This is a genomic window from Paenibacillus methanolicus, assembly GCF_008124765.1.
GTDB classification, from domain to species: domain Bacteria; phylum Bacillota; class Bacilli; order Paenibacillales; family Paenibacillaceae; genus Paenibacillus_Z; species Paenibacillus_Z methanolicus.
Genome location: NZ_VNHS01000022.1, coordinates 12813 through 38531 on the forward strand (window position 1 = coordinate 12813; position 25719 = coordinate 38531).

At 52.3% G+C, this 25719-nt stretch carries 25 protein-coding genes and 1 other annotated feature; all 25 genes read left to right on the forward strand.

Features of this window, described 5'->3' with window-relative positions:
- The first annotated feature begins 11 nt into the window (after positions 1-11).
- Positions 12-1466 carry a glutamate--tRNA ligase gene (gene gltX / locus BCM02_RS34185; RefSeq protein ID WP_148933602.1) on the forward strand — a complete coding sequence of 485 codons (1455 nt, stop codon included), beginning with the start codon at positions 12-14 and terminating at the stop codon, positions 1464-1466.
- A gap of 188 nt (positions 1467-1654) precedes the next feature.
- A complete protein-coding gene (locus BCM02_RS34190) occupies positions 1655-1846 on the forward strand; it encodes a hypothetical protein (RefSeq protein WP_148933603.1) in 192 nt (63 codons plus the stop codon).
- Positions 1847-2070: 224 nt separating this feature from the next.
- Positions 2071-2760, forward strand: coding sequence for a serine O-acetyltransferase (gene cysE / locus BCM02_RS34195; RefSeq protein WP_148933604.1), 690 nt, complete (start codon positions 2071-2073; stop codon positions 2758-2760).
- Positions 2757-4163, forward strand: a complete 1407-nt coding sequence (gene cysS, locus BCM02_RS34200; protein ID WP_148933605.1) for a cysteine--tRNA ligase — start codon at positions 2757-2759, stop codon at positions 4161-4163. Before cysE ends, cysS begins: the two co-directional genes overlap by 4 nt.
- The gene (locus BCM02_RS34205) at positions 4160-4615 is read left to right on the forward strand and encodes a Mini-ribonuclease 3 (RefSeq protein WP_425466219.1); all 456 of its coding nucleotides are present in this window, start codon (positions 4160-4162) and stop codon (positions 4613-4615) included. Before cysS ends, BCM02_RS34205 begins: the two co-directional genes overlap by 4 nt.
- 26 nt (positions 4616-4641) lie before the next feature.
- Positions 4642-5397, forward strand: a complete 756-nt coding sequence (gene rlmB, locus BCM02_RS34210) for a 23S rRNA (guanosine(2251)-2'-O)-methyltransferase RlmB (protein WP_148933606.1) — start codon at positions 4642-4644, stop codon at positions 5395-5397.
- On the forward strand, positions 5397-5921 hold the full coding sequence (locus BCM02_RS34215; protein ID WP_148933607.1) for an NYN domain-containing protein: 525 nt from the start codon (positions 5397-5399) through the stop codon (positions 5919-5921). Before rlmB ends, BCM02_RS34215 begins: the two co-directional genes overlap by 1 nt.
- A 288-nt stretch (positions 5922-6209) precedes the next feature.
- The gene (sigH, locus tag BCM02_RS34220; RefSeq protein WP_148933608.1) at positions 6210-6860 is read left to right on the forward strand and encodes an RNA polymerase sporulation sigma factor SigH; all 651 of its coding nucleotides are present in this window, start codon (positions 6210-6212) and stop codon (positions 6858-6860) included.
- A 450-nt stretch (positions 6861-7310) separates the two neighbouring features.
- Entirely contained in the window at positions 7311-7460 is a 150-nt protein-coding gene (gene rpmG / locus BCM02_RS34225) for a 50S ribosomal protein L33 (protein WP_148933609.1), read from the forward strand.
- A gap of 17 nt (positions 7461-7477) precedes the next feature.
- Positions 7478-7687 (forward strand): preprotein translocase subunit SecE, encoded by a 210-nt coding sequence (gene secE / locus BCM02_RS34230; protein WP_148933610.1) that lies wholly within the window; start codon positions 7478-7480, stop codon positions 7685-7687.
- 23 nt (positions 7688-7710) lie between these two features.
- Positions 7711-8244, forward strand: coding sequence for a transcription termination/antitermination protein NusG (gene nusG / locus BCM02_RS34235; protein WP_148933611.1), 534 nt, complete (start codon positions 7711-7713; stop codon positions 8242-8244).
- Positions 8245-8336: 92 nt separating this feature from the next.
- The gene (gene rplK / locus BCM02_RS34240) at positions 8337-8762 is read left to right on the forward strand and encodes a 50S ribosomal protein L11 (RefSeq protein WP_148933612.1); all 426 of its coding nucleotides are present in this window, start codon (positions 8337-8339) and stop codon (positions 8760-8762) included.
- A gap of 132 nt (positions 8763-8894) precedes the next feature.
- Positions 8895-9587, forward strand: a complete 693-nt coding sequence (gene rplA, locus BCM02_RS34245) for a 50S ribosomal protein L1 (protein WP_148933613.1) — start codon at positions 8895-8897, stop codon at positions 9585-9587.
- 15 nt (positions 9588-9602) lie between these two features.
- Positions 9603-9775 (forward strand) — a sequence feature (ribosomal protein L10 leader region).
- A gap of 59 nt (positions 9776-9834) precedes the next feature.
- The gene (gene rplJ / locus BCM02_RS34250) at positions 9835-10332 is read left to right on the forward strand and encodes a 50S ribosomal protein L10 (RefSeq protein WP_148933614.1); all 498 of its coding nucleotides are present in this window, start codon (positions 9835-9837) and stop codon (positions 10330-10332) included.
- A 73-nt stretch (positions 10333-10405) separates the two neighbouring features.
- The gene (gene rplL / locus BCM02_RS34255; protein WP_148933615.1) at positions 10406-10765 is read left to right on the forward strand and encodes a 50S ribosomal protein L7/L12; all 360 of its coding nucleotides are present in this window, start codon (positions 10406-10408) and stop codon (positions 10763-10765) included.
- A gap of 165 nt (positions 10766-10930) precedes the next feature.
- On the forward strand, positions 10931-11530 hold the full coding sequence (locus tag BCM02_RS34260; RefSeq protein WP_148933616.1) for a class I SAM-dependent methyltransferase: 600 nt from the start codon (positions 10931-10933) through the stop codon (positions 11528-11530).
- A 375-nt stretch (positions 11531-11905) separates the two neighbouring features.
- Positions 11906-15469, forward strand: a complete 3564-nt coding sequence (gene rpoB / locus BCM02_RS34265) for a DNA-directed RNA polymerase subunit beta (protein WP_187434563.1) — start codon at positions 11906-11908, stop codon at positions 15467-15469.
- Between the two features lie 165 nt (positions 15470-15634).
- Entirely contained in the window at positions 15635-19261 is a 3627-nt protein-coding gene (rpoC, locus tag BCM02_RS34270; RefSeq protein ID WP_148933618.1) for a DNA-directed RNA polymerase subunit beta', read from the forward strand.
- A 277-nt stretch (positions 19262-19538) separates the two neighbouring features.
- Positions 19539-19769: a ribosomal L7Ae/L30e/S12e/Gadd45 family protein gene (locus tag BCM02_RS34275; RefSeq protein ID WP_148933619.1), complete on the forward strand. Its 231-nt coding sequence runs from the start codon at positions 19539-19541 to the stop codon at positions 19767-19769.
- A gap of 132 nt (positions 19770-19901) precedes the next feature.
- A complete protein-coding gene (gene rpsL, locus BCM02_RS34280; RefSeq protein WP_132420702.1) occupies positions 19902-20321 on the forward strand; it encodes a 30S ribosomal protein S12 in 420 nt (139 codons plus the stop codon).
- A gap of 67 nt (positions 20322-20388) precedes the next feature.
- Entirely contained in the window at positions 20389-20859 is a 471-nt protein-coding gene (gene rpsG, locus BCM02_RS34285; RefSeq protein WP_148933620.1) for a 30S ribosomal protein S7, read from the forward strand.
- Positions 20860-20933: 74 nt separating this feature from the next.
- Positions 20934-23012, forward strand: coding sequence for an elongation factor G (gene fusA / locus BCM02_RS34290; RefSeq protein WP_148933621.1), 2079 nt, complete (start codon positions 20934-20936; stop codon positions 23010-23012).
- Positions 23013-23142: 130 nt separating this feature from the next.
- Positions 23143-24333, forward strand: coding sequence for an elongation factor Tu (gene tuf / locus BCM02_RS34295; protein ID WP_148933622.1), 1191 nt, complete (start codon positions 23143-23145; stop codon positions 24331-24333).
- Between the two features lie 406 nt (positions 24334-24739).
- Positions 24740-25048 (forward strand): 30S ribosomal protein S10, encoded by a 309-nt coding sequence (rpsJ, locus tag BCM02_RS34300; protein ID WP_005544556.1) that lies wholly within the window; start codon positions 24740-24742, stop codon positions 25046-25048.
- A gap of 37 nt (positions 25049-25085) precedes the next feature.
- Entirely contained in the window at positions 25086-25709 is a 624-nt protein-coding gene (rplC, locus tag BCM02_RS34305; protein WP_148933623.1) for a 50S ribosomal protein L3, read from the forward strand.
- The last annotated feature ends 10 nt before the right edge of the window (positions 25710-25719 follow it).

Genomic DNA, 25719 nt, shown 5'->3' on the forward strand with positions numbered 1-25719 from the left:
GCTTGAGCGCGATGTCTGATCAAATTCGGGTGCGTTACGCGCCATCGCCGACGGGGCATTTGCATATCGGCAACGCAAGAACGGCCTTATTCAACTATTTGTTCGCCCGCAGCCGCGGGGGCAAGTTCATCATACGGATTGAAGATACCGACCTGAAGCGGAACATCGAAGGCGGCGAAGAGAGCCAGCTAACCTACCTGAAGTGGCTTGGCATCGATTGGGACGAGAGCATCGACATCGGCGGCGGCTATGGACCGTACCGTCAGACCGAGCGTCTGGATATTTACAAAGAATATTGGCAGGACCTGCTTGATCGCGGCTTAGCCTACAAGTGCTACATGACAGAGGAAGAGCTGGAGCGGGAGTTCGAAGAACAGAAAGCGCGCGGTGAAATGCCGGGTTATTCCGGCGCGCATCGGAATCTGACGGACGAACAGCGTCAGGCGTTCGAAGCCGAAGGCCGTGTGCCGACGATCCGGTTCCGCATCCCGACGGGCCGTACATACACTTGGGACGACATGGTCAAAGGGACGATCAGCATCGAAGCCGAAGGGACGAACGACTTCGTCATCGTGAAGCGCGACGGCATCCCGACGTATAACTTCGCCGTGGCGGTGGACGATCATCTGATGGCGATCAGCCACGTGCTCCGCGGAGAGGACCATATCTCCAATACGCCGCGTCAGCTCATGATCTACGAAGCGCTCGGCTGGGAGCCGCCGCAATTCGGCCACATGACGCTCATCGTCAACGAGAACCGCAAGAAGCTCAGCAAGCGCGACGAGTCGATTATCCAATTCATCGAGCAGTACGATTCGCTTGGCTATCTGCCGGAAGCGATGTTCAACTTCATTACGCTGCTAGGCTGGTCGCCGGAGGGCGAACAGGAGATCTTCACTCGCGAAGAGCTCATTCAAGCGTTCGATCCGTCCCGACTGTCGAAGAGCCCGGCCGTGTTCGATACGAACAAGCTTAGCTGGATGAACAACGAATATATCAAGAAACTCGAACTGCCGCGGGTAGTCGATCTTTGCCTGCCGCATCTGCAGAAGGCCGGCCGATTGCCGGAGGCGCTCGATCAGGAGCAACGCGACTGGGCTAACGCGCTGATCGCGCTGTACCAAGACAAGCTGCGTTCGGGCTCCGACATCATATCGCTCACGGAACTTTTCTTCCAGACGGAGGCGGTCGACGAGGAAGAAGCGAAGACGGTTTTGGCGGAAGAGCAAGTGCCGGCGGTGTTGCGCGCATTCGCGGAGCAGGTCGCGGCCATCGAGACGTTTAACGCGGAATCCATCAAGGCGGCGATCAAAGCGGTACAGCAGTCAACCGGGTTTAAAGGCAAGCAGCTGTTCATGCCGATCCGCGCCGCGCTGACCGGACAGACGCACGGGCCGGACCTCAACGAGACGATCTCGCTGCTTGGCCAAGCGAAGGTGCAGGCTCGTCTTCAAGCAAGACTGTAAGCATGAAGGGGAGCGCTGATCCTTGTATAGGCGGGTCGCTCCCTTTATCTTTGTTGCACGCGATCTAAGAATCTATTCATGGATCGCTCGCCGGTCAAGCTTACCCACTTGTCAGGCGGAAGGACCTCCGCTATACTTGAGATACTTATTTCTTATCGGTTAATGGCATTGAACAGGAAGTTCATTTCGTGAAAGCAAGATTTCGCACAGAGAGGGCGACCTTTCGCATGGAGCCGCTGCCTGCTTATTTGGCGGTCCGTCCGAATGGCTGGGAGTCGGCCGGGAATCTAGAAATGAACGTTGCGCCTGGGAGCCGCGCGTTCCGATCCGGGTCCGTCCAGGTGACGGCAGGGGTAGGAAGCGCCGTCCGTCCGCGTTAAGGACATGGAGAAGGAGACCTGCGCCCTCGAGCGCGGCGATCCAAGCAGAGTGGAACCGCGTGCTACGCCTCTGCAGCCCCTTATCGGGCTGCGGGGGCTTTTTTGCATCGTAAGAGACGTATTTCCCGGATAACAGCCTCGCGCGCATCATGCTCATGCCGAGGGATGTTGGACCAAGGAATCGTCCTGCTTCAAGCGGTCACGTTGGAGAGGAGCTAACCGCCATGTTTCGCCAGATGAGAATCGATATTGAGACGGTGCTGGATAACGATCCCGCAGCCCGAAGCAAGTTTGAAGTGATCTTTACCTATTCGGGCCTGCATGCGATCTGGGCGCATCGCGTCGCGCATAAGCTGTATAAGCGCAAATGGTATACGCTGTCCAGAATCGTATCGCAGGTGAGCCGTTTTTTTACGGGAATCGAAATCCACCCCGGCGCGCGCATCGGCAGTCGGTTGTTTATCGACCATGGCATGGGGGTCGTCATCGGAGAGACTTGTGAGATCGGCGACAACGTCGTCATTTATCAAGGCGTCACGCTGGGCGGAACGGGCAAGGAACGCGGCAAGCGGCATCCGACGATCGGCAATAATGTCGTCATCGGTTCGGGATCGAAGGTTCTTGGATCGTTCACGGTTGGCGATAATGTAAATATTGGGTCGAATGCGGTCGTGCTTCGCCCGGTGCCCTCCAATAGTACCGTCGTGGGCAATCCGGGGCGGGTCGTCAAACGCAACGGCGAGCGTGTCGGCGATCGCTTGGACCACACGCAGCTGCCCGATCCGGTCATCGAGATGCTGCGCGATATGCAGCGTCAGATCGACGATTTGAAATCCGAGCTTCGCGCCGAACGGGCGTTAAGACGAAGTGCCGGCAATTCAGAATTAATACCCGAAGGAGAACCTACGCTATGAGCTTGCATATTTACAATACGATGACGCGCGAGAAGGAAGAATTCGAGCCGCTCGTACCCGGCAAGGTGAACATGTACGTCTGCGGTCCGACCGTATACGATTACATCCATATCGGCAACGCGCGACCAGCTATTTTCTTTGATGTCGTCCGCCGGTATTTGGAGTCTTCCGGCTACGAAGTGAACTTCCTCGTCAATTTCACGGACGTGGACGATAAACTGATTCGCAAGGCCGAGCAGCTGGGAACGACGGTTCAAGACGTAGCGGAGCGATTCATTGCCGCATTCAAAGAAAACATCGCCGGCCTGGGCGTGCACGAAGCATCGCGCAATCCGCGCGTGACGGAGCATATCCCGGAAATTCTCTCGTTTATCGAGGAGCTGGAGCGCAAAGGCTATGCGTACGAAAACGGCGGCGACGTTTATTTTCGGACGAACAAATTCGCCGATTACGGCAAGCTGTCGCATCAGAATATCGATGAGCTGCAGCTCGGCATTCGGATCGAAGTGGATGAGCGCAAAGAGAACGGGCAAGATTTCGTGCTGTGGAAAGCGGCGAAGCCGGGCGAGATCGCTTGGGATAGTCCATGGGGATCTGGGCGTCCGGGCTGGCATATCGAATGCTCCGCCATGGCTCGCAAGTATGTTGGCGACACGCTCGACATTCACGGCGGAGGGCAAGATTTGCAATTCCCGCATCACGAATGCGAAGTTGCCCAGTCGGAGGCGTTGACCGGACAGCCGTTCGCCCGCTATTGGATGCATAACGGCTACATCAACATCAATAACGAGAAGATGTCGAAGTCGCTTGGCAACGGAATTACCGTCAACGAACTGCTGAAGCGGGTCAAACCCGCGGCCATCCGCTACTTTATGCTGTCGTCTCATTACCGAAATCCGCTTAACTTCAACGACGAGACGATCGCGCAAGCGGAGAACAGCGTAGAGCGATTTGCCAACGGCTATGGCAATTTGAAGCACCGTCTTCAAGTGGCCGGCGATGTGGCGGACGAGGATTTAGACGCTGTCGAGGAGCGGGTCGAGACGATCGTGGCGCAGTTCCGCGCCAAGATGGACGACGATTTCAATACGCCGGACGCGATCACGGCCCTGTTCGAGCTGGTCAGCGAGGCGAATCAATATTTGCAACGTCCGGTCGTGACCGCGCAAGCGCTGAATATTTTCTTGGCGGCTTTCGAGGTTATCGACGATGTGCTCGGGCTGTTGCCGGGCGAAACGGAAGACGGATTGCTGGACGAAGAGATCGACGCTTTGATCGTCGAGCGGACGGAAGCGCGCAAGTCTAAGAACTGGGCGCGCGCGGATGAAATCCGCGATGTGTTGGCCGAGCAAGGCATCGTGCTGGAAGATACGCCGCAAGGCATACGGTGGAAGCGCAAATGAACAAATTGAATGAAGAGTCCATGGTTGCCGATCCGGTACGGGCGGAAGAAGGATTGTGGATGCACGAGCCGTCCAAGACGCCCCAACTCCTGAATCCGGTCGTTTTGGCTTACATGGGCGATGCGGTCTTTGAGATGATGGTGAGGCAATTCTTGATCGCGCAAGTCAATCATAAGCCGCACCATCTACACAAGCAGGCGACCCGGTATGTATCGGCGAAAGCCCAGCGACTGCTATTGGAACGATGGTCGCCGCTATTAACGGAGGAAGAGGCGGATATCGTGCGAAGGGGACGCAACACCAAGTCCGGCACGCCGCCCAAGAACGCCGATCCGGCCGATTACCGGCAGGCGACGGCGCTCGAATGTTTGGTCGGGTATTTGTATTACGGTAAACAAGTGGAACGCTTGCGGGAATTAATGACCGTCGCGTTCGAGACGAACGAAGGTTAGGGCTTCGCATTAGGAGGAAAACATCAATGACAGAACGGGACGACGCGCAGCAAGAATGGATCGCGGGGAAGCACCCGGTTATGGAGGCGCTGCGTTCAGGGCGCGAGATTAACAAGATTTGGATCGCGGAACAAGCGCAAAAAGGCGCCGGCGCGATTATCGCGGAAGCGAAAAAAGCGGGAATCATCGTGCAGATGGTCGATAAGCGCAAGCTCGACCAAATGGTCGAAGGCGTGCCGCATCAGGGAATCGTCGCGCAGGCGGCGGCTTACCGGTACTTTGAACTGGACGAGCTGATTGCACGGGCGAAAGATAGCGGCGAAACCCCGTTTTTCTTGCTGCTCGACGAGATCGAGGATCCGCACAATCTAGGCTCTATCTTAAGAACGGCGGAATGCACGGGCGCGCATGGCGTTATCATACCGAAGCGCCGCTCGGCGTCTTTAACCGCGACGGTTGCCAAAACCTCGGCAGGCGCGGTCGAATACGTGCCGGTAGCGCGCGTGACCAACTTGGCGCAGACGATCGACCGGTTAAAGGAAGAGGGCATCTGGATCGCGGGGACGGACTTGCAAGCCGAGCAGGACGTGTACCGCTCCAATTTCGATTTGCCGCTCGGCATCGTAATCGGGAACGAAGCGAAGGGAATCGGGCGCCTCATCCGGGAGAAATGCGATTTCCTCGTGAAGCTGCCGATGCACGGCCAGCTTAATTCGCTGAACGCGTCGGTCGCGGCCGGCGTTCTGATGTACGAAGTGGTGCGGCAGCGGCGGAAGGGCTAATGAAACGGCGCGACGACGTCCTGCTTGTGGACGGCTACAACATGATCGGCGCGTGGCCGATGCTGGCCAGGTTGAAAGACGAGAATCTGGAGGATGCTCGGGACAAGCTGCTTGACATGCTCGCCGATTATCAAGGGTATACCGGCATGGAGATCGTCGTCGTGTTCGACGCCCATCAAGTACCCGGATCGGGGGCCATGTTCAAGCAGCATCGCGTCACGGTCGTCTATACGAAGGAGAAAGAAACCGCGGATGCTTGCATTGAGCGGCTCGCGGTCGAGAAGGCGAAGCGCAGCCGCAATTTGTTCGTCGCGACATCGGATTTGGTAGAGCAGCACGTGGCATTCGGCAAGGGAGCGCTTCGCATTTCGGCAAGGGAGCTGTTGACGGATGTGCAGCAGAACCGCAAGTCGATCGAGAAGGCATTGGAACGGCCGCTGTCCAACCACCGGAACGAATTGGACAATGCTTTGAGTTTAGATGTGAGGATGAAGCTGGAGCGAATGCGCAGGGGCGAGCCATAGCGCGAATGTTGCTTAATCGAGTCAAATCGAGCCGCGAGTGTTAATTTTGTTGACATTAGCAGGCGGAAAATGCCATTTTTTCTATATAAATATACTCTATCGCCTCTCAAATTCGTTGACGCTCTGAGATTGCATCATGTATACTGGAACTATGTCTTTAGACAGGTACGTGTGTAATCGCCATTTATTGATTGGTCTTGCCAAGCCGCTCTGTTACGGGTTGAATGGCCGATCCCGTCATCCTCATTACTTTACTAATGCACGCCTTTCGAACCGGAGGGATTGTTCGTGAGCATCGACCTCAAAGAGTGGAAAACGCTGGACTATGACTGCAGAACGGACGAGGACGTGGTAGAGGCGGTTCGTGAAGGTGATGGCGAAGCGCTCGAATATTTGATCAACAAATATAAGAATTTCGTCCGGGCTAAAGCACGCTCCTATTTCCTCATCGGGGCCGACCGCGAAGATATCGTGCAGGAAGGCATGATCGGCCTATATAAGGCGATAAGGGACTTCAAAGGAGACAAGCTGGCGTCGTTCAAGGCTTTTGCCGAGCTGTGCATCACCAGACAGATCATTACGGCAATCAAGACGGCGACAAGGCAGAAGCATATCCCGCTTAATTCTTACGTTTCGCTGGACAAGCCGATCTATGACGAGGACTCTGACCGGACACTGCTTGACGTCATTTGCGGAACAAGAGTTTCCGATCCCGAAGAACTTATCATCAACCAGGAAGAGTTCGTCGGGTTGGAGGACAAAATGTCCGAAATCCTAAGCGACCTCGAACGCAAAGTGCTCATGCTTTACTTGGACGGACGCTCCTATCAGGAAATCGCGGTCGACTTGGATCGCCATGTGAAATCGATCGACAATGCTTTGCAGCGCGTAAAGCGCAAGTTGGAACGTTATTTGGAAGTTCGGAATATCGGAGGCTAACCGCCATTATCCATGGAGCGCCAATCGGCGCTCCTTTTAATTTCAGTCTACATGCAGGTTTGAGATTCCTTAATTTGGACGATAATGGAGAGTGCCAATCGGTCGAGTGGGAAATCGTTAGAAAATGCAGAGGAATAAAGGCTTTAAGGATGATTGCGGGCACGCCTCGGAGACCTTTATGCGCGCGGCTTCGACAGGAGTTTATCGTTGACACTGCCATATCGCTTGTGATAAAGTGTTTTGAGTAGCCCTAAATAGGCGTTTATTTATGGTGGGCTTTGAATCACCTTGTCGAATCGGTATGATTCTTGCTTTATCGCATAAAGAAAGCATCGAATTTAGGTTCGCGTAACGGCTTTCTTTCCCGATGATAAACCTACCTTGTCGTCGCGATCGCAATGGTCACGATATGGGGTTTATGTGAATTGCTAGCTCAGGAGGTGTACCAGAATGCGGGTTATTATTACGTTGGCTTGCACAAGCTGCAAACAAAGAAACTATGCAAGCTCCAAAAACAAACGCAATCATCCGGACCGCATCGAGATGAAGAAGTTTTGCAAGTTTTGTAACGAGCATACTCCTCATCGCGAAACGAGATAGGATCTGGAGGTGTTGACATGGCATTTCTGGCTAAGATGAAGCAAAGCTTCGGGTCGACGTTCTCCTTCTTCTCCGACAGCTACGCAGAACTTAAGAAAGTTCGCTGGCCCAGCCGTAAAGAGTTGACAAGCTATACGCTCGTCGTGCTTTTCACGATCGTGGCAATAACAGTTTACTTCTGGGTTCTTGACATCGGGATCTCCGAATTGGTCGAACTGATTGTGTAAGAAGAGTCAGAAGGTGGCTTGTTATGGAAAAGAGATGGTATGTAGTTCATACTTACTCCGGCTATGAGAACAAGGTTAAAGCGAATTTGGAACGTCGTGTCGAATCGATGGGCATGGAGGACAAGATTTTCCGCGTGCTTGTGCCGATGGAAGAAGAAGTGGTGAACAAAGACGGGAAGAAGAAGACCGTCATGCGTAAAGTTTACCCCGGCTACGTCCTTGTCGAAATGATTCAGACGGATGATTCGTGGTATGTTGTTCGGAATACGCCGGGCGTGACCGGATTCGTTGGTTCGACTGGTTCGGGCTCCAAGCCGACCCCATTGCTGCCAGATGAAGTGGATCAAATCCTCAAGCATATGGGCATGGAAGAGCCGAAGCCGAAGATCGAGTTCGAGCTGAAAGAAACGGTTCGCGTTATGGTAGGTCCATTTGCCAACTTCGTTGGCACGGTGGAAGAGATTTTGATCGACAAGAGCAAACTCAAGGTTCATGTCAACATGTTCGGCAGGGAAACGCCGCTTGAGCTAGACTACACTCAAGTGGAGAAGGTATAGTTCGAGTTTGTAGGTCGTCTACATAGGCGTCTTGCGTTTGAGGATTTACCGTTCTTGCTGCGGTTGATTATTTGTTGGAGGAGGTGTACAACATGGCAAAGAAAGTCATCAAGTTGGTCAAACTGCAAGTACCAGCAGGTAAAGCGAATCCGGCACCGCCGATCGGTCCTGCGCTTGGTCAAGCAGGCGTTAACATCATGGCGTTCTGTAAAGAATTCAACGCGCGTACAGCTGATCAAGCTGGCCTGATCATTCCGGTCGTTATCACTGTATTCGAGGATCGTTCCTTTACGTTCGAAACGAAAACGCCTCCGGCTGCCGTTCTCCTTCGCGTTGTCGCGAAAATCGAGAAAGGTTCCGGCGAACCGAACAAGAAGAAAGTTGCTACCGTTAAGCGTGCGCAAGTTCGCGAAATCGCGGAGCAAAAAATGCCTGACCTTAACGCAGCTTCCGTAGAATCGGCAATGCGTATGATCGAGGGCACTGCGCGCAGCATGGGCGTTGTTATCGAGGACTAGTTCTTCGAGGGCGGTTCATGGGCATGCACAAGGCACGCCAGAGTGCGTTGCCTGCCGCATTTGCGGCAAGTGGGAGGATCTCCGCAACATGGGAGCTTTTCCGTTAAAACCACATAAGGAGGAGAACTTCAAATGGCTAAACACGGCAAGAAATACAACGAAGCTGCTAAGCTGATCAACGGCGAAGCGACTTACGAAGCAGCAGAAGCAATTGAACTCGTGAAGAAAGCCGCGACTGCAAAGTTCGACGAAACGGTCGAAGTTGCTGTTCGTCTGGGCGTTGATCCGAAGAAACAAGACCAAGCCGTTCGTGGCGTCGTCGTACTTCCACACGGTACTGGCAAAACAAAACGCGTTCTCGTTTTCGCGAAAGGCGAAAAAGCCAAGGAAGCGGAAGCGGCAGGCGCGGATTATGTTGGCGATGCTGACGTAATCAACAAAATCCAACAAGGCTGGTTCGAATTCGACGTTTGCGTCGCAACTCCGGACATGATGGCTGAAGTTGGTAAGCTCGGACGTATTCTCGGTGGTAAAGGTCTCATGCCGAACCCTAAAGCGGGTACTGTAACGTTTGACGTTACGAAGGCTGTTCAAGAGATCAAAGCCGGTAAAATCGAGTACCGTCTCGACCGCGCGGGTCAAATTCACGCTCCAATCGGCAAAGTATCGTTCGACGCAGAGAAGCTTGGCGATAACCTCAAAGCGCTTATCGACGCTCTGAACCGTGCTAAACCGGCTGCGGCTAAAGGGATCTACCTGAAAAACATTGCAGTATCCTCGACAATGGGACCAAGCGCTCGCGTGAACGCGGCTGCATTCCGTTAAGAGATACCGCTACTCGACATTCGAATATGCATACCGTAGACAGTAGGTGCCTCTTACAGGCTTAATTTCCTACCGAGGTGTTATGATAAAGTGTTTGTACTGGATTTGAATCGCAAGGTTCGAATGCAGTGAACAGACCGTCATGGCCTTCGCTACTTGCTAGAAGCGAAGGCCTTTCTCATGCATCGAGGAAGAAGGAATTTGTCGCTACACGGGATGCCTCACAATCTTACAGGAGGTGTACAGTTTGGCAAACGCAAAGATCATCCAAGGCAAACAACAAGCCGTTGATGAGATTACGTCGAAACTGCGCGAGAGCGCTGCTACTGTAGTAGCAGACTACCGCGGTCTGAACGTTGCGCAAGTAACCGAGCTCCGTAAACAGCTGCGCGAAGCAGGCGTTGAGTTTCAAGTATTGAAAAACTCGCTTGTTCGCCGCGCGACTGCAAGCGCAGAGCTATCGCAACTGGATGAAGTTCTGACGGGTCCAACAGCTGTCGCGTTTAGTAAAGACGATGCCGTAGCACCGGCAAAAATCTTGAACGACTTCGCGAAAAAGAATGACGCGCTGAAACTGAAAGGTGGCGTAGTAGAAGGAGCAATCTACAACGCAGACCAAATCAAAGCACTGGCAGAACTTCCTTCCCGCGAAGGCTTGCTCTCCATGCTCCTCAGCGTACTCCAAGCTCCAATGCGCAACTTCGCCCTTGCGGTTAAAGCTGTCGCAGAACAAAAAGAAGCTTAAGAAACAAACGCAATGCCAAAGCGACATTGCTGCGGCATAACCCAAAAATAAACCAATTTGTGGAGGTTCAACCATGAGCAAAGAGCAAATCCTTGAAGCCATCAAAGGCATGAACGTTCTTGAACTGAACGATCTCGTTAAAGCAATCGAAGAAGAATTCGGCGTTACAGCTGCTGCACCAGTAGCAGTAGTAGCAGGCGGCGCAGCTGCAGTTGAAGAGCAAACTGAGTTCGACGTTATCCTCAACAACGCTGGCGCTTCCAAAATCAACGTTATCAAAGTCGTTCGCGAAATCACGGGTCTCGGCCTGAAAGAAGCGAAAGACCTCGTAGACAACGCTCCAAAAGCGCTGAAAGAAAAAGTAAGCAAAGAAGAAGCAGAAGCGGTTAAAGCGAAACTCGAAGAAGCAGGCGCTTCCGTAGAAGTGAAGTAATAACACGCCAACGCGTACGGTCGAACCCCTTGGAGCTAACGCTTCAGGGGGTTCGCTTTATTACGACGGTCATGGCTATAAACGTTCGTCATACCGGTTAAACGACAGCGCTGTTACGACGAACGTTTATCGTTTTGAACGAAATATGCACAGTGGAGGTATCACGTGGCGGATCATTACTATGAGCAGACGCCGACGACCAAACATGATCGGCAAATGCATGAGACCGTTCTGCGCGGACATAAGTTTCGGTTCATGACGGATGCTGGCGTATTTTCGAAGACGGGAATCGATTACGGAAGCCGTGTGCTTATCGATAACATTGAAGTGCCGGTTAACGCGGATGTGCTCGATGTGGGCTGCGGATATGGGCCGATAGGACTGACGATTGCGAGAATTGCGGAACAAGGACATGTCACGATGGTAGACATCAACGAACGTGCTATTGAGCTGGCGACGGAGAATGCCAAACTCAATCAAGTTTCAAATGTAACCATTGTACAAAGCAATGTGTTTGAAGCGGTGCTAGATCGGAAGTTTGATGTGATCGTGACCAATCCGCCGATTCGGGCGGGTAAGGCGATCGTGCATCGGATCTTAGAGGAAGGTGCCGAGTTGTTAAAACCTGGCGGATCGATGTGGGTCGTGATTCAGAAGAAGCAAGGCGCCCCATCGGCGGAAGCGAAGCTGGAGACGATATTCGGCAACGTTGAAGAAGTGACCAAAGATAAGGGATATCGAATTTTGAAAGCCGTCAAGGAATAAAACAGTCCAGATGGTATTATGTTGACTTGACTTTGTCAATGTGATATCATTATAAAATGTCAGTATAAAATGGGCTCAATCTCTTTAGTTGACTAAAATGTCAAGCGGAAATTTAGATGAATAGATTTCTTGCGAATGACGTATAATGTTTACATTTTGGGCAAAATTACTTGATATGAGACTTCGCGCGCTCGCGCGTAAGGGGACTGACGGAAGCACGCTCTTTTTTCGAAATCTTCGATAAGGGCTTTTCTTTATTGGATCAGAATTTGCATGCTGCACATCGTTTCCGACTTGGGTAAAGCTCGCGGCGTATTGAACTGCGAGGAATTACGCATGCCGGAAATATGTCGCGTTCATTTCTGTGAAGTAGACATGAGGGGTGAGGTTAAGTTGGCAGGACAACTTGTTCAGTATGGTCGGCGCACGCGCAGAAGCTATGCTCGTATCAGCGAAGTGCTCGAAGTTCCGAACCTGATTGAAATCCAACAAAAATCGTACGAAAAGTTTTTGGAGAAGGACTTGCTTGAGCTTTTCCAAGACATTTCGCCGATTCAGGATTTTACAGGCAACCTGATGCTCGAGTTTATCGACTATTCGCTTGGCGAACCAAAATACTCCGTCGATGAATCAAAAGAACGCGACGTTACTTATGCGGCTCCGCTGCGTGTCAAAGTTCGGCTGATTAACAAAGAAACGGGCGAAGTCAAAGAGCAAGAAGTGTTCATGGGCGATTTTCCGCTGATGACCGAAACCGGAACTTTCATCATCAATGGTGCGGAACGGGTTATCGTTAGCCAATTGGTTCGCTCGCCTAGCGTATACTTCAGCACGAAACTGGACAAAAACGGCAAGCGTGCATATGGTGCGACGGTGATTCCTAACCGTGGTGCATGGCTGGAACTCGAAACCGATGCGAAAGACATCATCTACGTTCGTATTGACCGTACGCGCAAAATTCCGGTTACGGTACTTCTGCGCGCGCTTGGTTTCGGTACGGATGCGGAGATCCTCGATCTGCTCGGACATGACGAATATATCCGCAACACGCTGGACAAAGACAATACCGACTCGACGGAGAAAGCGCTCATCGAGATTTACGAACGCCTCCGTCCGGGCGAGCCTCCAACGCTAGACAACGCGAAGAGCTTGCTCGTCGCACGGTTCTTCGACCCGAAGCGGTACGACCTCGCGAACGTCGGTCGTTATAAAATAAACAAAAAGCTGCACATCAAAAACCGTTTGTTCAACCACCGTTTGGCCGAGACGCTTGTGGATCCGTCCACGGGCGAAATTCTCGCCGAAGCTGGTCAGATGATTGATCGCCGTTTGCTGGATGAAATTCTTCCGTACCTGGAGAACAACGTAGGGTTTAAGACCTATCATGTTGCGAACGGCGTTCTGGATGCGGATAGTATTCCACTGCAAACAATCAACGTATTCTCGCCTGTAGAGGATGGCAAAGTGACGAAAGTCATTGCCAACGGGATAATCGACAAGAGCGTGAAGCATATCACGCCAGCCGACATCATCGCCTCGATCAACTATTTCATTAATCTGCTGCACGGCATCGGCAGTACGGACGATATCGACCACCTCGGTAACCGTCGTCTGCGCTCGGTTGGCGAATTGCTGCAGAACCAATTCCGGATCGGCTTGTCCCGTATGGAACGCGTCGTGCGCGAACGCATGTCCATTCAGGATGCGAACGCGATTACGCCGCAAGCGCTGATCAACATTCGACCGGTTATCGCGTCGATCAAAGAGTTCTTCGGCTCCTCCCAGCTGTCGCAGTTTATGGACCAAACGAACCCGCTCGCAGAATTGACGCACAAACGTCGTCTTTCCGCGCTCGGACCTGGCGGTCTGACGCGCGAACGCGCAGGTATGGAAGTCCGAGACGTCCACCATTCGCACTACGGCCGGATGTGTCCGATCGAGACGCCGGAGGGACCGAACATCGGTCTGATCAACTCCTTGTCGACATTCGCACGGATCAATGAATACGGTTTTATCGAAGCACCTTACCGGTGGGTCGATCCGAAGACCAGCATCGTTACCGAGCAAATCGCGTATTTGACAGCAGATGAAGAAGATAACTACGTTGTCGCGCAAGCGAACGCGAAGCTGAACGAAGAAGGCAGATTCGCGGAAGACATGGTTATCGTTCGTTATAACAAGCAAGCCGACAACATCCTCACGATGCCAAGCGAACGCGTTGACTATATGGACGTATCGCCGAAACAGGTCGTGTCGGTCGCGACGGCGCTCATTCCGTTCCTCGAGAACGACGACTCCAACCGCGCGCTCATGGGTTCGAACATGCAGCGGCAAGCGGTGCCGCTTCTTATTCCGAAGGCGCCGTTTGTCGGTACGGGCATGGAGCATAAGTCGGCGAAGGATTCCGGCGTATGCGTCGTGGCTAAGCATGACGGCGTTATCGAACGCGTGACAGCAAATGAGATTTGGTTGCGCCGCATGGAGCTTGTCGATGGCAAGCCGGTAACGGGCGATCTTGTGAAGCACAAACTACACAAGTTCATGCGTTCCAACCAAGGCACGTGCATCAATCAGCGTCCGATCTGTCAGAAGGGCGAGATCGTCAAGAAAGGCGATATTCTCGCAGACGGTCCTTCTACGGAGAAAGGCGAGTTGGCGCTTGGTCGTAACGTCGTCGTTGCCTTCATGACATGGGAAGGCTACAACTACGAGGATGCGATCTTGCTGAGCGAAAAACTCGTCAAGGAAGATGTTTATACGTCTATTCACATCGAGGAATATGAGTCCGAAGCTCGCGATACGAAACTCGGACCGGAAGAAATTACGCGCGACATTCCGAACGTCGGCGAAGAGGCGCTCCGCAATCTTGACGAGCGTGGCATCATCCGCGTCGGCGCGGAGATCAGCGCAGGCGATATTCTCGTCGGTAAAGTAACGCCGAAAGGCGTAACCGAACTGACGGCGGAAGAGCGTCTTCTTCACGCGATCTTCGGCGAGAAAGCACGCGAAGTGCGCGACACGAGCTTACGCGTACCGCATGGTACGGACGGTATCGTCGTCGACGTGAAAGTATTTACCCGCGAGAACGGCGATGAGCTGCCTCCGGGCGTTAACCAACTCGTTCGTTGTTACATCGCTCAGAAGCGTAAGATCTCCGAAGGCGATAAAATGGCCGGACGTCACGGTAACAAGGGTGTCATCGCGCGCATTTTGCCGGAAGAAGATATGCCGTTCCTGCCGGATGGCACGCCAGTTGAAGTCGTGCTTAACCCGCTGGGCGTACCATCGCGGATGAACATCGGTCAGGTGCTCGAGGTTCACTTGGGCATGGCGTGCAAGTATCTCGGTTTCCACGCGGCAACGCCGGTATTCGACGGCGCGCGCGAGTACGACGTATTCGATACGATGGAAGAAGCCGGCATGCAGCGCAACGGCAAAACGGTCCTGTATGACGGTCGCACGGGCGAAGAGTTCGAACGCGAAGTTACCGTAGGCGTCATGTACATGATTAAACTGGCACACATGGTCGACGATAAAATCCATGCTCGTTCTACGGGTCCTTACTCGCTCGTTACGCAGCAGCCACTGGGCGGTAAAGCGCAGTTCGGCGGTCAGCGTTTCGGCGAGATGGAGGTATGGGCGCTCGAAGCGTATGGCGCGGCGTACACTCTGCAAGAGATTCTTACAGTCAAATCCGACGACGTGGTCGGCCGGGTGAAGACGTACGAATCGATCGTAAAAGGGGAAAACGTGCCGGAGCCTGGCGTACCGGAGTCGTTCAAAGTTTTGATCAAAGAGCTTCAGTCGCTCGGCATGGACGTCAAGATCCTGTCCGAGAACGAAGAAGAGATCGAAATGAAAGAAATCGACGACGAGGATGACGGACAAAGCGATAAGCTCAACCTCAACCTTGAAGGCACCGAAGTCGGAGCCGAGTAATACAGCATGTTAGGTTGAAACAACAACGCCGAGTCTCTTGCGGGAGGCGAGAAGATCCGTGATTTGATACCGATCAGATCACGGATTTTTCCGGCATTAAAGTATAACGCCTTTCAATTATCGCTTGCCTGCAACAAGTGAACCATAACGAAGGAGGGTTGCTCCTTGTTGGACGTGAACAACTTCGAGTACATGAAAATCGGATTGGCGTCTCCGGACAAAATCCGTTCCTGGTCCCGCGGTGAAGTCAAGAAGCCCGAGACGATCAACTATAGGACGCTGAAACCAGAGAAGGAAGGCCTGTTTTGCGAGAAAATCTTCGGGCCGACGAAGGACTGGGAGTGTCATTGCGGCAAATACAAACGCGTGCGCTACAAAGGCGTCGTGTGCGATCGCTGCGGCGTCGAAGTCACGCGCGCGAAAGTTCGCCGCGAACGCATGGGCCACATTGAACTGGCTGCGCCGGTTTCGCATATCTGGTATTTCAAAGGCATCCCAAGCCGCATGGGTCTGGCGCTCGACATGTCGCCTCGTTCGCTTGAGGAGATCATCTATTTTGCATCCTATGTGGTGACGGATCCAGGTGATACGCCGCTCGAGAAGAAACAGCTGCTCTCCGAGAAAGAATACCGCAGCTACCGCGAGAAATACGGCTACGGGTTCCAAGCCGGCATGGGTGCGGAAGCAGTCAAGAAACTTCTTCAAGATATCGACGTTGAACGCGAACTGGAGACGCTCAAAGAAGACCTTCGTACCGCGCAAGGCCAACGCCGTAACCGTGCGATCAAGCGTCTGGAAGTTATCGAGGCGTTCCGCAACTCCGGCAACATGCCGGAATGGATGATTCTCGACGTGCTGCCGGTTATTCCGCCGGAGCTTCGTCCGATGGTTCAGCTGGATGGCGGCCGTTTCGCAACATCCGACTTGAACGACCTGTACCGTCGCGTCATCAATCGCAACAACCGTCTGAAGCGTCTGCTTGATCTGGGCGCGCCTGATATCATCGTGCAGAACGAGAAACGGATGCTCCAAGAAGCGGTTGACGCCCTGATCGATAATGGTCGTCGTGGCCGTCCGGTCACCGGACCGGGTAACCGTCCGCTCAAATCCCTCAGCCATATGCTGAAGGGTAAACAAGGCCGTTTCCGTCAAAACTTGCTCGGTAAGCGCGTTGACTACTCCGGCCGTTCCGTTATCGTCGTCGGACCAAGCTTGAAGATGTACCAATGCGGTCTTCCGAAAGAAATGGCGCTTGAGCTGTTCAAGCCGTTCGTCATGAAAGAGCTGGTCAACAAAGGGCTGGCACACAACATTAAGAGCGCTAAGCGCAAGGTTGAGCGTGTCAGTGCGGAAGTATGGGACGTTCTTGAAGAAGTCATCAAGGAGCACCCGGTCCTTCTTAACCGTGCTCCTACGCTTCACCGTCTCGGAATCCAGGCGTTCGAACCGATTCTGGTCGAGGGACGCGCGATCAAACTTCATCCGCTTGTCTGTACGGCATACAACGCCGACTTCGACGGTGACCAGATGGCCGTTCACGTTCCTTTGTCCGCCGAAGCGCAAGCGGAAGCCCGTCTGCTCATGCTCGCATCCGGCAATATCTTGAACCCGAAAGACGGTAAGCCAGTCGTAACGCCGTCTCAGGATATGGTACTCGGCAGCTACTATCTGACGATGGACAACAAGGAAGCCATAGGTAGCGGTTCCGTGTTTGCGACCGTCAACGAGGCGATCTCCGCTTACCAACGCGGCATCGTATCGCTGCATGCTCGCGTATTCGTACCGGTGCGCGTGCTGAAGAAGAAGACGTTTACGGAACAGCAGCAGAGCTCGCTCATCAGCACGACGGTCGGCAAAATCATTTTCAATGAAATTTATCCGGACACCTTCCCATATATCAACGAAGCGACCAAGTTTAACCTGCTTCACGGTACGCCGGACAAATATTTCGTATACGAAAAAGGTACCGATCTACAGAAGTTTATGAACGATCTGCCAATCGCGCCTGCAGTGGGTAAGGATTATCTGGGCAACATCATTGCCGAAGTCTTCCGTATTTACCACACGACGCTTACGGCCATAACTCTTGACCGGATCAAGCAGCTAGGCTTTACGTACTCGACGCGTGCGGGTATTACGATCGCCGTCTCCGACGTTATCGTACCGCCAGAGAAGTTCGAGGTTCTCAAAGAATCCGAAGAGAAAGTCAAAGTGGTTACGAATCAATACCGTCGCGGCTTGATCACGAACGAAGAACGCTACGACCGCGTTATCGGCATTTGGGGTCAGACGAAAGACAAAATCACGGATATTCTCATGAAATCGATGGATCGCTACAACTCCATCATGCTCATGGTTGATTCCAAAGCACGGGGTAACAAATCGCAGATTACGCAGCTCGGCGGTATGCGGGGACTGATGGCCAACCCATCCGGCCGTATTATCGAGTTGCCAATCAAATCGAACTTCCGTGAAGGTCTGACGGTCTTGGAGTATTACATCTCCACGCACGGTGCCCGTAAAGGCCTTGCCGATACGGCCCTTCGTACAGCGGATTCGGGTTACTTGACCCGTCGTCTCGTTGACGTCGCGCAAGACGTTATCGTACGCGAAGATGATTGCGGTACGGACAAAGGTTTCGCGGTAAGCCGAATTCAGGATGGCAAAGAGGTTATCGAGGATCTGTACGATCGTATCGAAGGCCGCTATTCGTTCGAAACGGTACGCAATCCGAAAACCGGAGAAGTTATCGTACATCGCAGCGAACTGATCGACTCCAACAAAGCGGAAGCGATTATCGATGCGGGTATCGAGCGTCTCCAAATCCGTTCCGTATTGAGCTGCCGCGCGCGTCACGGCGTATGTAAGAAGTGTTATGGCCGCAACCTGGCGACAGGCAAATTCGTCGAAATCGGCGAAGCGGTCGGCATCATCGCCGCGCAATCGATCGGCGAACCGGGAACACAGCTCACTATGCGTACATTCCACACCGGCGGCGTTGCCGGCGATGATATTACGCAAGGTTTGCCGCGTATTCAAGAGCTTTTCGAAGCGCGTAACCCGAAAGGTCAAGCGATCATCACCGAGTTTGACGGGGTCGTCAAAGACATCCGTGAAGCGAAGGACCGTCGCGAGATCGAAGTACAGGGCGAGGCGGAGAGTAAAGTCTATGCGGTCACGTACGGATCCCGTATTCGCGTCGTCAAAGGCCAACATCTCGAGGCCGGCGACGAACTGACTGACGGTTCGATCGACCCGAAAGAAATGCTGCGTATCAAGGGCATCCGCGGCGTGCAGAACTATATCCTTCAGGAAGTTCAGCGCGTTTACCGGAACCAGGGCGTAGAAATCAACGATAAGCACGTCGAAGTCATGATCAAGCAGATGCTTCGCAAAATCCGCATCGTCGATGCGGGCGACACGCCGCTTCTGCCGGGTTCTTTCGTCGACATGCACGAATACGAATCGGCTAACCGCGATGCGATTCTGTCCGGTCAGGAGCCAGCTGTCGCTAAGCCGGTACTGCTCGGTATCACGAAAGCGTCGCTTGAGACCGACTCCTTCTTGTCCGCGGCTTCCTTCCAGGAGACGACGCGCGTTCTTACGGACGCGGCGATCAAAGGCAAGGTCGACCAATTGCTCGGATTGAAAGAGAATGTAATTATCGGTAAATTGATTCCTGCAGGTACGGGCATGAACCGTTACCGCAGCATTCGATTTGCCGGAATGGAAGACGAAACGGAAGGTTTGGACGATACGCTCGAGACAGAAGTGGTTTCCGTAGAGTCTTAAGTATAACTTCTTATCGTTCAAGGACCTGAATAGGCAGGAAGAGCGTGCCGGACGCGCACAAGATTCAGCCCGTCCGACCGCTCTTTTACCTGTCATCAGCTACGCTAGCGATTGCAAAACAGGCTTGCGAGAATAATATGTCCGAACAAGCTTGACATACGGCTGGGCGTAATGCTAATATGTCGAAGTGTGCCATTTTGCATGGCCCCTGTAAGAGCAACCAACCGTATAATCGTCGCCTTAGTTGGTATCGAGAGGATTGGAAGGAAGGGACCGCATGCAATATATAATTGGCAGTAAACAGACGACGAAGATGGTCGAGCAGCGCAAGGCTATCGAAGTCTACGTTGCGCAAGACGCGGATCCGCGAATGAAGGACAGCATTGTCCGACTTTGCGAAACGGCGGGTGTGCCGATTACCTGGATCGATACGATGAAGAGTCTCGGGGAAACCTGTGGCATCGAAGTTGGGGCTGCAATGGCGGCCGTAATACCGGAAATCGAATAAAGAACTTTCGTTTTTATCGGATGAGAGTCTGGTAGAAACTTTCGTTTGCTTCTTTATGAACCGCCTGGGTCTGTGGGCTTAAAATAAAGCCGAAGATTTACTTGCTTTTGATTATGGGAAGGAGGTGGCAGCATGCCAACAATTAACCAGCTGGTACGCAAAGGCCGTCAAGCGAAAGTAGTGAAATCGAAATCGCCGGCATTGCAAAGAGGATTTAACGCACTGAAACGGGAAGCTACCGACATCAGCGCTCCGCAAAAACGCGGTGTTTGCACACGTGTAGGTACGATGACGCCGAAGAAACCAAACTCCGCATTGCGGAAATATGCTCGTGTTCGTCTGACGAACCGCGTTGAGGTTACGGCTTACATCCCAGGTATCGGACACAACCTGCAAGAACACAGCGTTGTACTGATCCGCGGTGGCCGTGTTAAAGACCTTCCGGGTGTACGTTACCATATCGTTCGCGGCGCGCTCGATACTGCAGGCGTAAACAACCGGAAACAATCTCGTTCCAAGTACGGTACGAAACGTCCGAAAGTTAAGAAATAAGTGATAGCCTAAATACGGGTATCGCAATACCAAACGAAGTGAATAATTGAGAAAGGGGGGCACCCTTATGCCACGCAAAGGTCCAGTACCTAAACGTGACGTTCTGCCGGATCCGCTGTACAATAGCAAACTCGTAACTCGTTTGATCAATCGTATCATGATCGACGGCAAGCGCGGCGTTGCCCAAACGATCCTGTACGATGCGTTCACCCTGATTAACGAGCGCACGGGTAAAGATCCGATGGAAGTATTTGAAACAGCGATCAAAAACATCATGCCAGTTCTGGAAGTTAAAGCCCGCCGTGTCGGCGGTTCCAATTACCAGGTACCAATTGAAGTTAAACCAGAGCGTCGTACTACTCTTGGTCTCCGTTGGCTCGTGAACTACTCGCGTAACCGCGGCGAGAAAACAATGGTAGAGCGTCTGGCAGCTGAAATCATCGATGCATCGAACAACACCGGCGCATCCGTGAAGAAGCGCGAAGACACGCACAAAATGGCGGACGCGAACAGAGCATTCGCTCACTATCGCTGGTAGGATCGAGACAGGATGCGCCGCTTAGTGCGCGCGCATCATGCTTCAGATTCGCATAATCGAAAGGAGACGAGATCATGGCAAGAGAGTTCTCCTTGAAAGATACACGTAACATCGGGATCATGGCGCATATCGATGCTGGTAAAACGACAACGACCGAACGGATCCTGTTCTACACAGGCCGTACCCACAAAATCGGCGAGGTGCACGAAGGTGCAGCTACGATGGACTGGATGGAGCAGGAACAAGAGCGCGGCATCACGATTACGTCTGCCGCGACGACTGCTCAATGGAAGGGTCATCGCATCAATATTATCGACACCCCGGGGCACGTTGACTTCACCGTTGAAGTTGAACGTTCCCTGCGTGTATTGGACGGGGCTGTAGGAGTTTTCAGTGCAAAAGAAGGCGTTGAGCCACAGTCCGAAACCGTATGGCGCCAAGCGGATCGTTACGGCGTTCCACGGATCGCATATGTGAACAAAATGGACATCATTGGTGCAGACTTCTTGAACGTCGTTAAGGACATGCGTGAACGTCTGCAAGCCAATGCTGTCGCAATCCAACTGCCAATCGGCGCTGAGAATGAATTCGTAGGTGTAATCGACATCGTTGAACGTGTCGCTTACAAATACAAAGACGATCTCGGTAAAGAACCAGAGGTAGTTGAAATTCCTGCGGATCTTCTCGAGCAAGTCGAAGAGCTTCGTTTGGAACTGGTAGAGAAAGTCTCAGAACTGGATGAAGAGCTGATGATGAAATACCTGGAAGGTGAAGAAATCACGATTCCAGAAATCAAAGCGGCACTCCGTCAAGGCGTTGTAGAAGTTAAAATCTTCCCAGTTATTTGTGGCTCCTCGTACCGGAATAAAGGCGTTCAGCTTATGCTGGATGCGGTCGTAGATTATCTGCCAGCTCCAATCGATGTTCCTGATATCAAGGGTACCCTTGAAGACGGAACTGAGACGGTTCGTAAATCGGCAGACGATCAGCCATTCTCGGCGCTGGCGTTCAAAATCATGACTGACCCGTATGTTGGTAAGTTGACGTTCTTCCGCGTATACTCCGGCGTTCTGAGCTCCGGTTCGTACGTATTGAATTCGACTAAAGGCAAACGTGAGCGTATCGGTCGTATCCTTCAGATGCACGCTAACAGCCGTCAAGAAATCAGCGAAGTATACTCCGGTGATATCGCGGCAGCCGTTGGTCTGAAAGATACAACAACGGGCGACACGCTTTGCGATGAGAAAAATCTGGTTATCCTTGAGTCGATGAACTTCCCTGAGCCGGTTATCCAGCTCGCGGTTGAACCTAAGACGAAAGCTGACCAAGACAAAATGGGTATCGCGCTGCAAAAACTGTCTGAAGAGGATCCGACATTCCGTGCTCACACGGACGAAGAGACTGGCCAGACGATCATTGCCGGCATGGGCGAACTCCATTTGGAAATCCTCGTTGACCGTATGCTTCGCGAATTCAAAGTCGAAACAAACGTTGGTAAACCACAAGTTGCTTACCGTGAGACGTTTAAACAGTCTGCGAAGGTTGAAGGTAAGTTCGTTCGCCAATCCGGCGGCCGTGGCCAGTTTGGTCATTGTTGGGTTGAGTTCGAGCCACTCGAAGCCGGCGAAGGCTTCAAATTCGAGAACAAAGTCGTTGGTGGTTCGATTCCACGTGAATACATTGCTCCAATCCAAGCTGGTATTGAAGAGTCGATGAAGAATGGTGTCCTTGCAGGATTCCCTCTCGTTGATATCAAAGCAACTGTATTTGACGGATCCTACCATGACGTTGACTCCTCGGAGATGGCGTTCAAAATCGCAGGTTCTATGGCGCTTAAAGCAGCGAAGGAGAAATGTGCTCCTATCTTGCTTGAGCCAATCATGAAAGTTGAAGTTAGCGTTCCAGAAGAGTACATGGGCGACGTAATGGGTATGCTTAGCTCCCGTCGTGGTCGCATCGAAGGCTCGGATACTAAGCACGGTTCGTTGATCGTACGTGCTAAGGTGCCTCTTGCCGAGATGTTCGGTTACTCGACTACACTTCGTTCCGGCACGCAAGGCCGTGGCGTATTCTCCATGGAGCTCTCGCACTATGAAGAAGTACCACGTTCGATCTCCGAAGAGATCATCAGCAAGTCCAAAGGCAACGCGTAAGCGTAGCGACTTTAGACTAGCCGTATCATAAGTTGTCCTTTGGTCGGAAGGTAGACTGACCCTAACCGGCATTCGACTCCGACCACTAAACATATAAAACAATTCCGTTTTATTAAGGAGGAACAGTTCAATGGCTAAGGCTAAATTTGAACGTAATAAACCGCACGTTAATATCGGTACTATCGGTCACGTCGACCATGGTAAAACAACTCTGACTGCTGCCATCACGACGGTTCTTTCCAAGAAATACGGCGGTGCAGCAATCGCATTCGACCAAATCGACAAAGCGCCAGAAGAGCGCGAGCGCGGTATCACAATCTCCACAGCACACGTTGAGTACGAGACGCCTAACCGTCACTACGCTCACGTTGACTGCCCAGGCCACGCCGACTATGTTAAAAACATGATCACCGGCGCAGCACAAATGGACGGCGCGATTCTCGTTGTATCCGCGGCTGACGGCCCAATGCCACAAACGCGCGAGCACATCCTGCTCTCCCGCCAAGTAGGCGTTCCTTACATCGTCGTATTCCTGAACAAATGCGACATGGTTGAAGACGAAGAGCTCCTCGAGCTGGTTGAGATGGAAGTTCGCGACCTTCTTAACGAGTATGAGTTCCCAGGCGACGACACGCCAATCATCCGTGGTGCAGCTCGTGAAGCGCTGCAAAACCCAGATGGTCCTTGGGCTGAAAAAATCGTTGAACTGTTCGAGCAAGTTGACACGTACATCCCTACTCCAGAGCGTGACGTTGACAAGCCGTTCCTTATGCCTGTCGAGGACGTATTCACGATCACTGGCCGTGGTACGGTAGCAACTGGCCGCGTTGAGCGTGGTGTGGTTAAAGTCGGCGACGAGGTAGAAATCGTTGGTCTGGCTGAAGAAACTCGCAAATCCGTATGTACGGGCGTTGAGATGTTCCGTAAACTGCTTGACTCCGCTCAAGCTGGCGACAACATCGGCGCACTGCTTCGTGGCGTTGACCGTAAAGACATCGAGCGTGGTCAAGTTTTGGCAAAGCCAAACTCCGTTAAACCACACACGAACTTCACGGCTCAAATCTACGTCCTGACTAAAGAAGAGGGTGGCCGTCACAAGCCATTCTTCACAGGCTACCGTCCACAGTTCTACTTCCGTACAACTGACGTTACAGGCATCATCAACCTGCCAGAAGGCACTGAGATGGTTATGCCAGGCGACAACATCACGGTTACAGTAGAAATGATCTCGCCAATCGCGATCGAAGAAGGTACTCGCTTCGCAATCCGCGAAGGCGGCCGTACTGTAGGCGCTGGCGCAGTAGCAACGATCCAAAAATAAGCGATAGCAGCCTAAGTTGCTTTCGAGAAGGCCTCACTTCGGTGGGGCCTTTTTTACATGGTAAACAAAGGATGCGACGTATAACTAGCGCAGTTGAGGTCAACAATGGTATGATGGTCAAATGTGAGTTCCATCTATGAGAATAGAAGGAGAACTTACCCCTTTTTATGGACAGCAAAGGACGACAAACCATCATAGCCCGCTAAGGTCAGAAAATACACGGCAGCCCAACATTTTTGTTGCATTTGCCCTAGAGATTAGATATAATATTTTCTGTTGGTCTGTGACGTTGCGATGATGTGAGAGGTTGTTGACACACCCGGCTCCTTTGCCATGAGGAGCGTGTCGAGTTTTTCTCGCGGAGTATGTCCGATACTAAATTGGGCGATAGAAGGAGGGAACTACAATGGCAAAGCAAAAGATTCGTATTCGCTTGAAAGCGTACGATCACAGAATTCTTGATCAATCCGCAGAGAAAATCGTGGAAACTGCGAAACGTTCCGGTGCAGGCGTGTCGGGTCCGATTCCGCTTCCGACTGAGAAGCAAATCATCACCATTCTGCGTGCGGTACACAAGTACAAGGATTCTCGGGAACAATTCGAAATGCGCACACACAAGCGTCTGATCGATATTGTTAACCCAACGCCGCAAACGGTTGATGCACTGATGCGTCTCGATCTGCCATCCGGTGTAGATATCGAAATTAAGCTGTAAAGCATAACGGAAACAGGATAAGAAAAGAGGTGTCAACATGAAAGGTATCTTAGGGAAAAAACTCGGCATGACGCAAGTGTTTACGCCTGAAGGCAACGTAATCCCGGTAACGGTAATCGAAGCTGGCCCGAACGTCGTCCTGCAAAAGAAAGACCAAGAGAACGATGGCTACGAAGCGATCCAACTCGGCTTCTCCGATAAGAAAGAGAAGAATGCTACAAAACCGGCTATCGGCCATGCAAAAAAGGCTGGTACGGCTCCTAAGCGCTACGTTCGCGAAATTCGCGGAATTAATCTCGGTGAGTATGAAGTTGGCCAAGTGATTAAGGCTGATCTGTTCACAGAGGGCGAATTTGTTGACGTAACGGCAGTATCCAAAGGTAAAGGCTTCCAAGGTAACATCAAACGTTGGGGTCAAAGCCGCGGTCCTATGGCGCACGGTTCGCGTTACCACCGTGGTCCTGGTTCGATGGGTTCGATCCAAGCGAACCGCGTTCCTAAAGGTAAACACCTTCCAGGCCACATGGGTCACGAAACAGTTACCATTCAGAACCTGCAAGTTGTACGCGTTGACGCTGAGCGTAACGTACTCCTCGTAAAAGGTTCCGTACCAGGCCCTAAAAACAGCTTGGTTAGAGTGAAAATCACGGTTAAGAAATAATCGTTCTAAA

Excerpts from the sequence above, each read along its gene's own strand:
- rpoB (WP_187434563.1), top strand. The coding sequence starts at position 11,906 with ATGAGGGGTGAGGTTAAGTTGGCAGGACAACTTGTTCAGTATGGTCGG.
- BCM02_RS34205 (WP_425466219.1), top strand. The coding sequence starts at position 4,160 with ATGAACAAATTGAATGAAGAGTCCATGGTTGCCGATCCGGTACGGGCG.
- rplC (WP_148933623.1), top strand. The coding sequence starts at position 25,086 with ATGAAAGGTATCTTAGGGAAAAAACTCGGCATGACGCAAGTGTTTACG.
- rpsG (WP_148933620.1), top strand. The coding sequence starts at position 20,389 with ATGCCACGCAAAGGTCCAGTACCTAAACGTGACGTTCTGCCGGATCCG.
- cysS (WP_148933605.1), top strand. The coding sequence starts at position 2,757 with ATGAGCTTGCATATTTACAATACGATGACGCGCGAGAAGGAAGAATTC.
- rplA (WP_148933613.1), top strand. The coding sequence starts at position 8,895 with ATGGCTAAACACGGCAAGAAATACAACGAAGCTGCTAAGCTGATCAAC.
- rplL (WP_148933615.1), top strand. The coding sequence starts at position 10,406 with ATGAGCAAAGAGCAAATCCTTGAAGCCATCAAAGGCATGAACGTTCTT.
- rpsJ (WP_005544556.1), top strand. The coding sequence starts at position 24,740 with ATGGCAAAGCAAAAGATTCGTATTCGCTTGAAAGCGTACGATCACAGA.
- fusA (WP_148933621.1), top strand. The coding sequence starts at position 20,934 with ATGGCAAGAGAGTTCTCCTTGAAAGATACACGTAACATCGGGATCATG.
- rpsL (WP_132420702.1), top strand. The coding sequence starts at position 19,902 with ATGCCAACAATTAACCAGCTGGTACGCAAAGGCCGTCAAGCGAAAGTA.
- rplK (WP_148933612.1), top strand. The coding sequence starts at position 8,337 with ATGGCAAAGAAAGTCATCAAGTTGGTCAAACTGCAAGTACCAGCAGGT.
- nusG (WP_148933611.1), top strand. The coding sequence starts at position 7,711 with ATGGAAAAGAGATGGTATGTAGTTCATACTTACTCCGGCTATGAGAAC.
- gltX (WP_148933602.1), top strand. The coding sequence starts at position 12 with ATGTCTGATCAAATTCGGGTGCGTTACGCGCCATCGCCGACGGGGCAT.
- rlmB (WP_148933606.1), top strand. The coding sequence starts at position 4,642 with ATGACAGAACGGGACGACGCGCAGCAAGAATGGATCGCGGGGAAGCAC.
- cysE (WP_148933604.1), top strand. The coding sequence starts at position 2,071 with ATGTTTCGCCAGATGAGAATCGATATTGAGACGGTGCTGGATAACGAT.
- secE (WP_148933610.1), top strand. The coding sequence starts at position 7,478 with ATGGCATTTCTGGCTAAGATGAAGCAAAGCTTCGGGTCGACGTTCTCC.
- BCM02_RS34215 (WP_148933607.1), top strand. The coding sequence starts at position 5,397 with ATGAAACGGCGCGACGACGTCCTGCTTGTGGACGGCTACAACATGATC.
- rpmG (WP_148933609.1), top strand. The coding sequence starts at position 7,311 with ATGCGGGTTATTATTACGTTGGCTTGCACAAGCTGCAAACAAAGAAAC.
- BCM02_RS34275 (WP_148933619.1), top strand. The coding sequence starts at position 19,539 with ATGCAATATATAATTGGCAGTAAACAGACGACGAAGATGGTCGAGCAG.
- tuf (WP_148933622.1), top strand. The coding sequence starts at position 23,143 with ATGGCTAAGGCTAAATTTGAACGTAATAAACCGCACGTTAATATCGGT.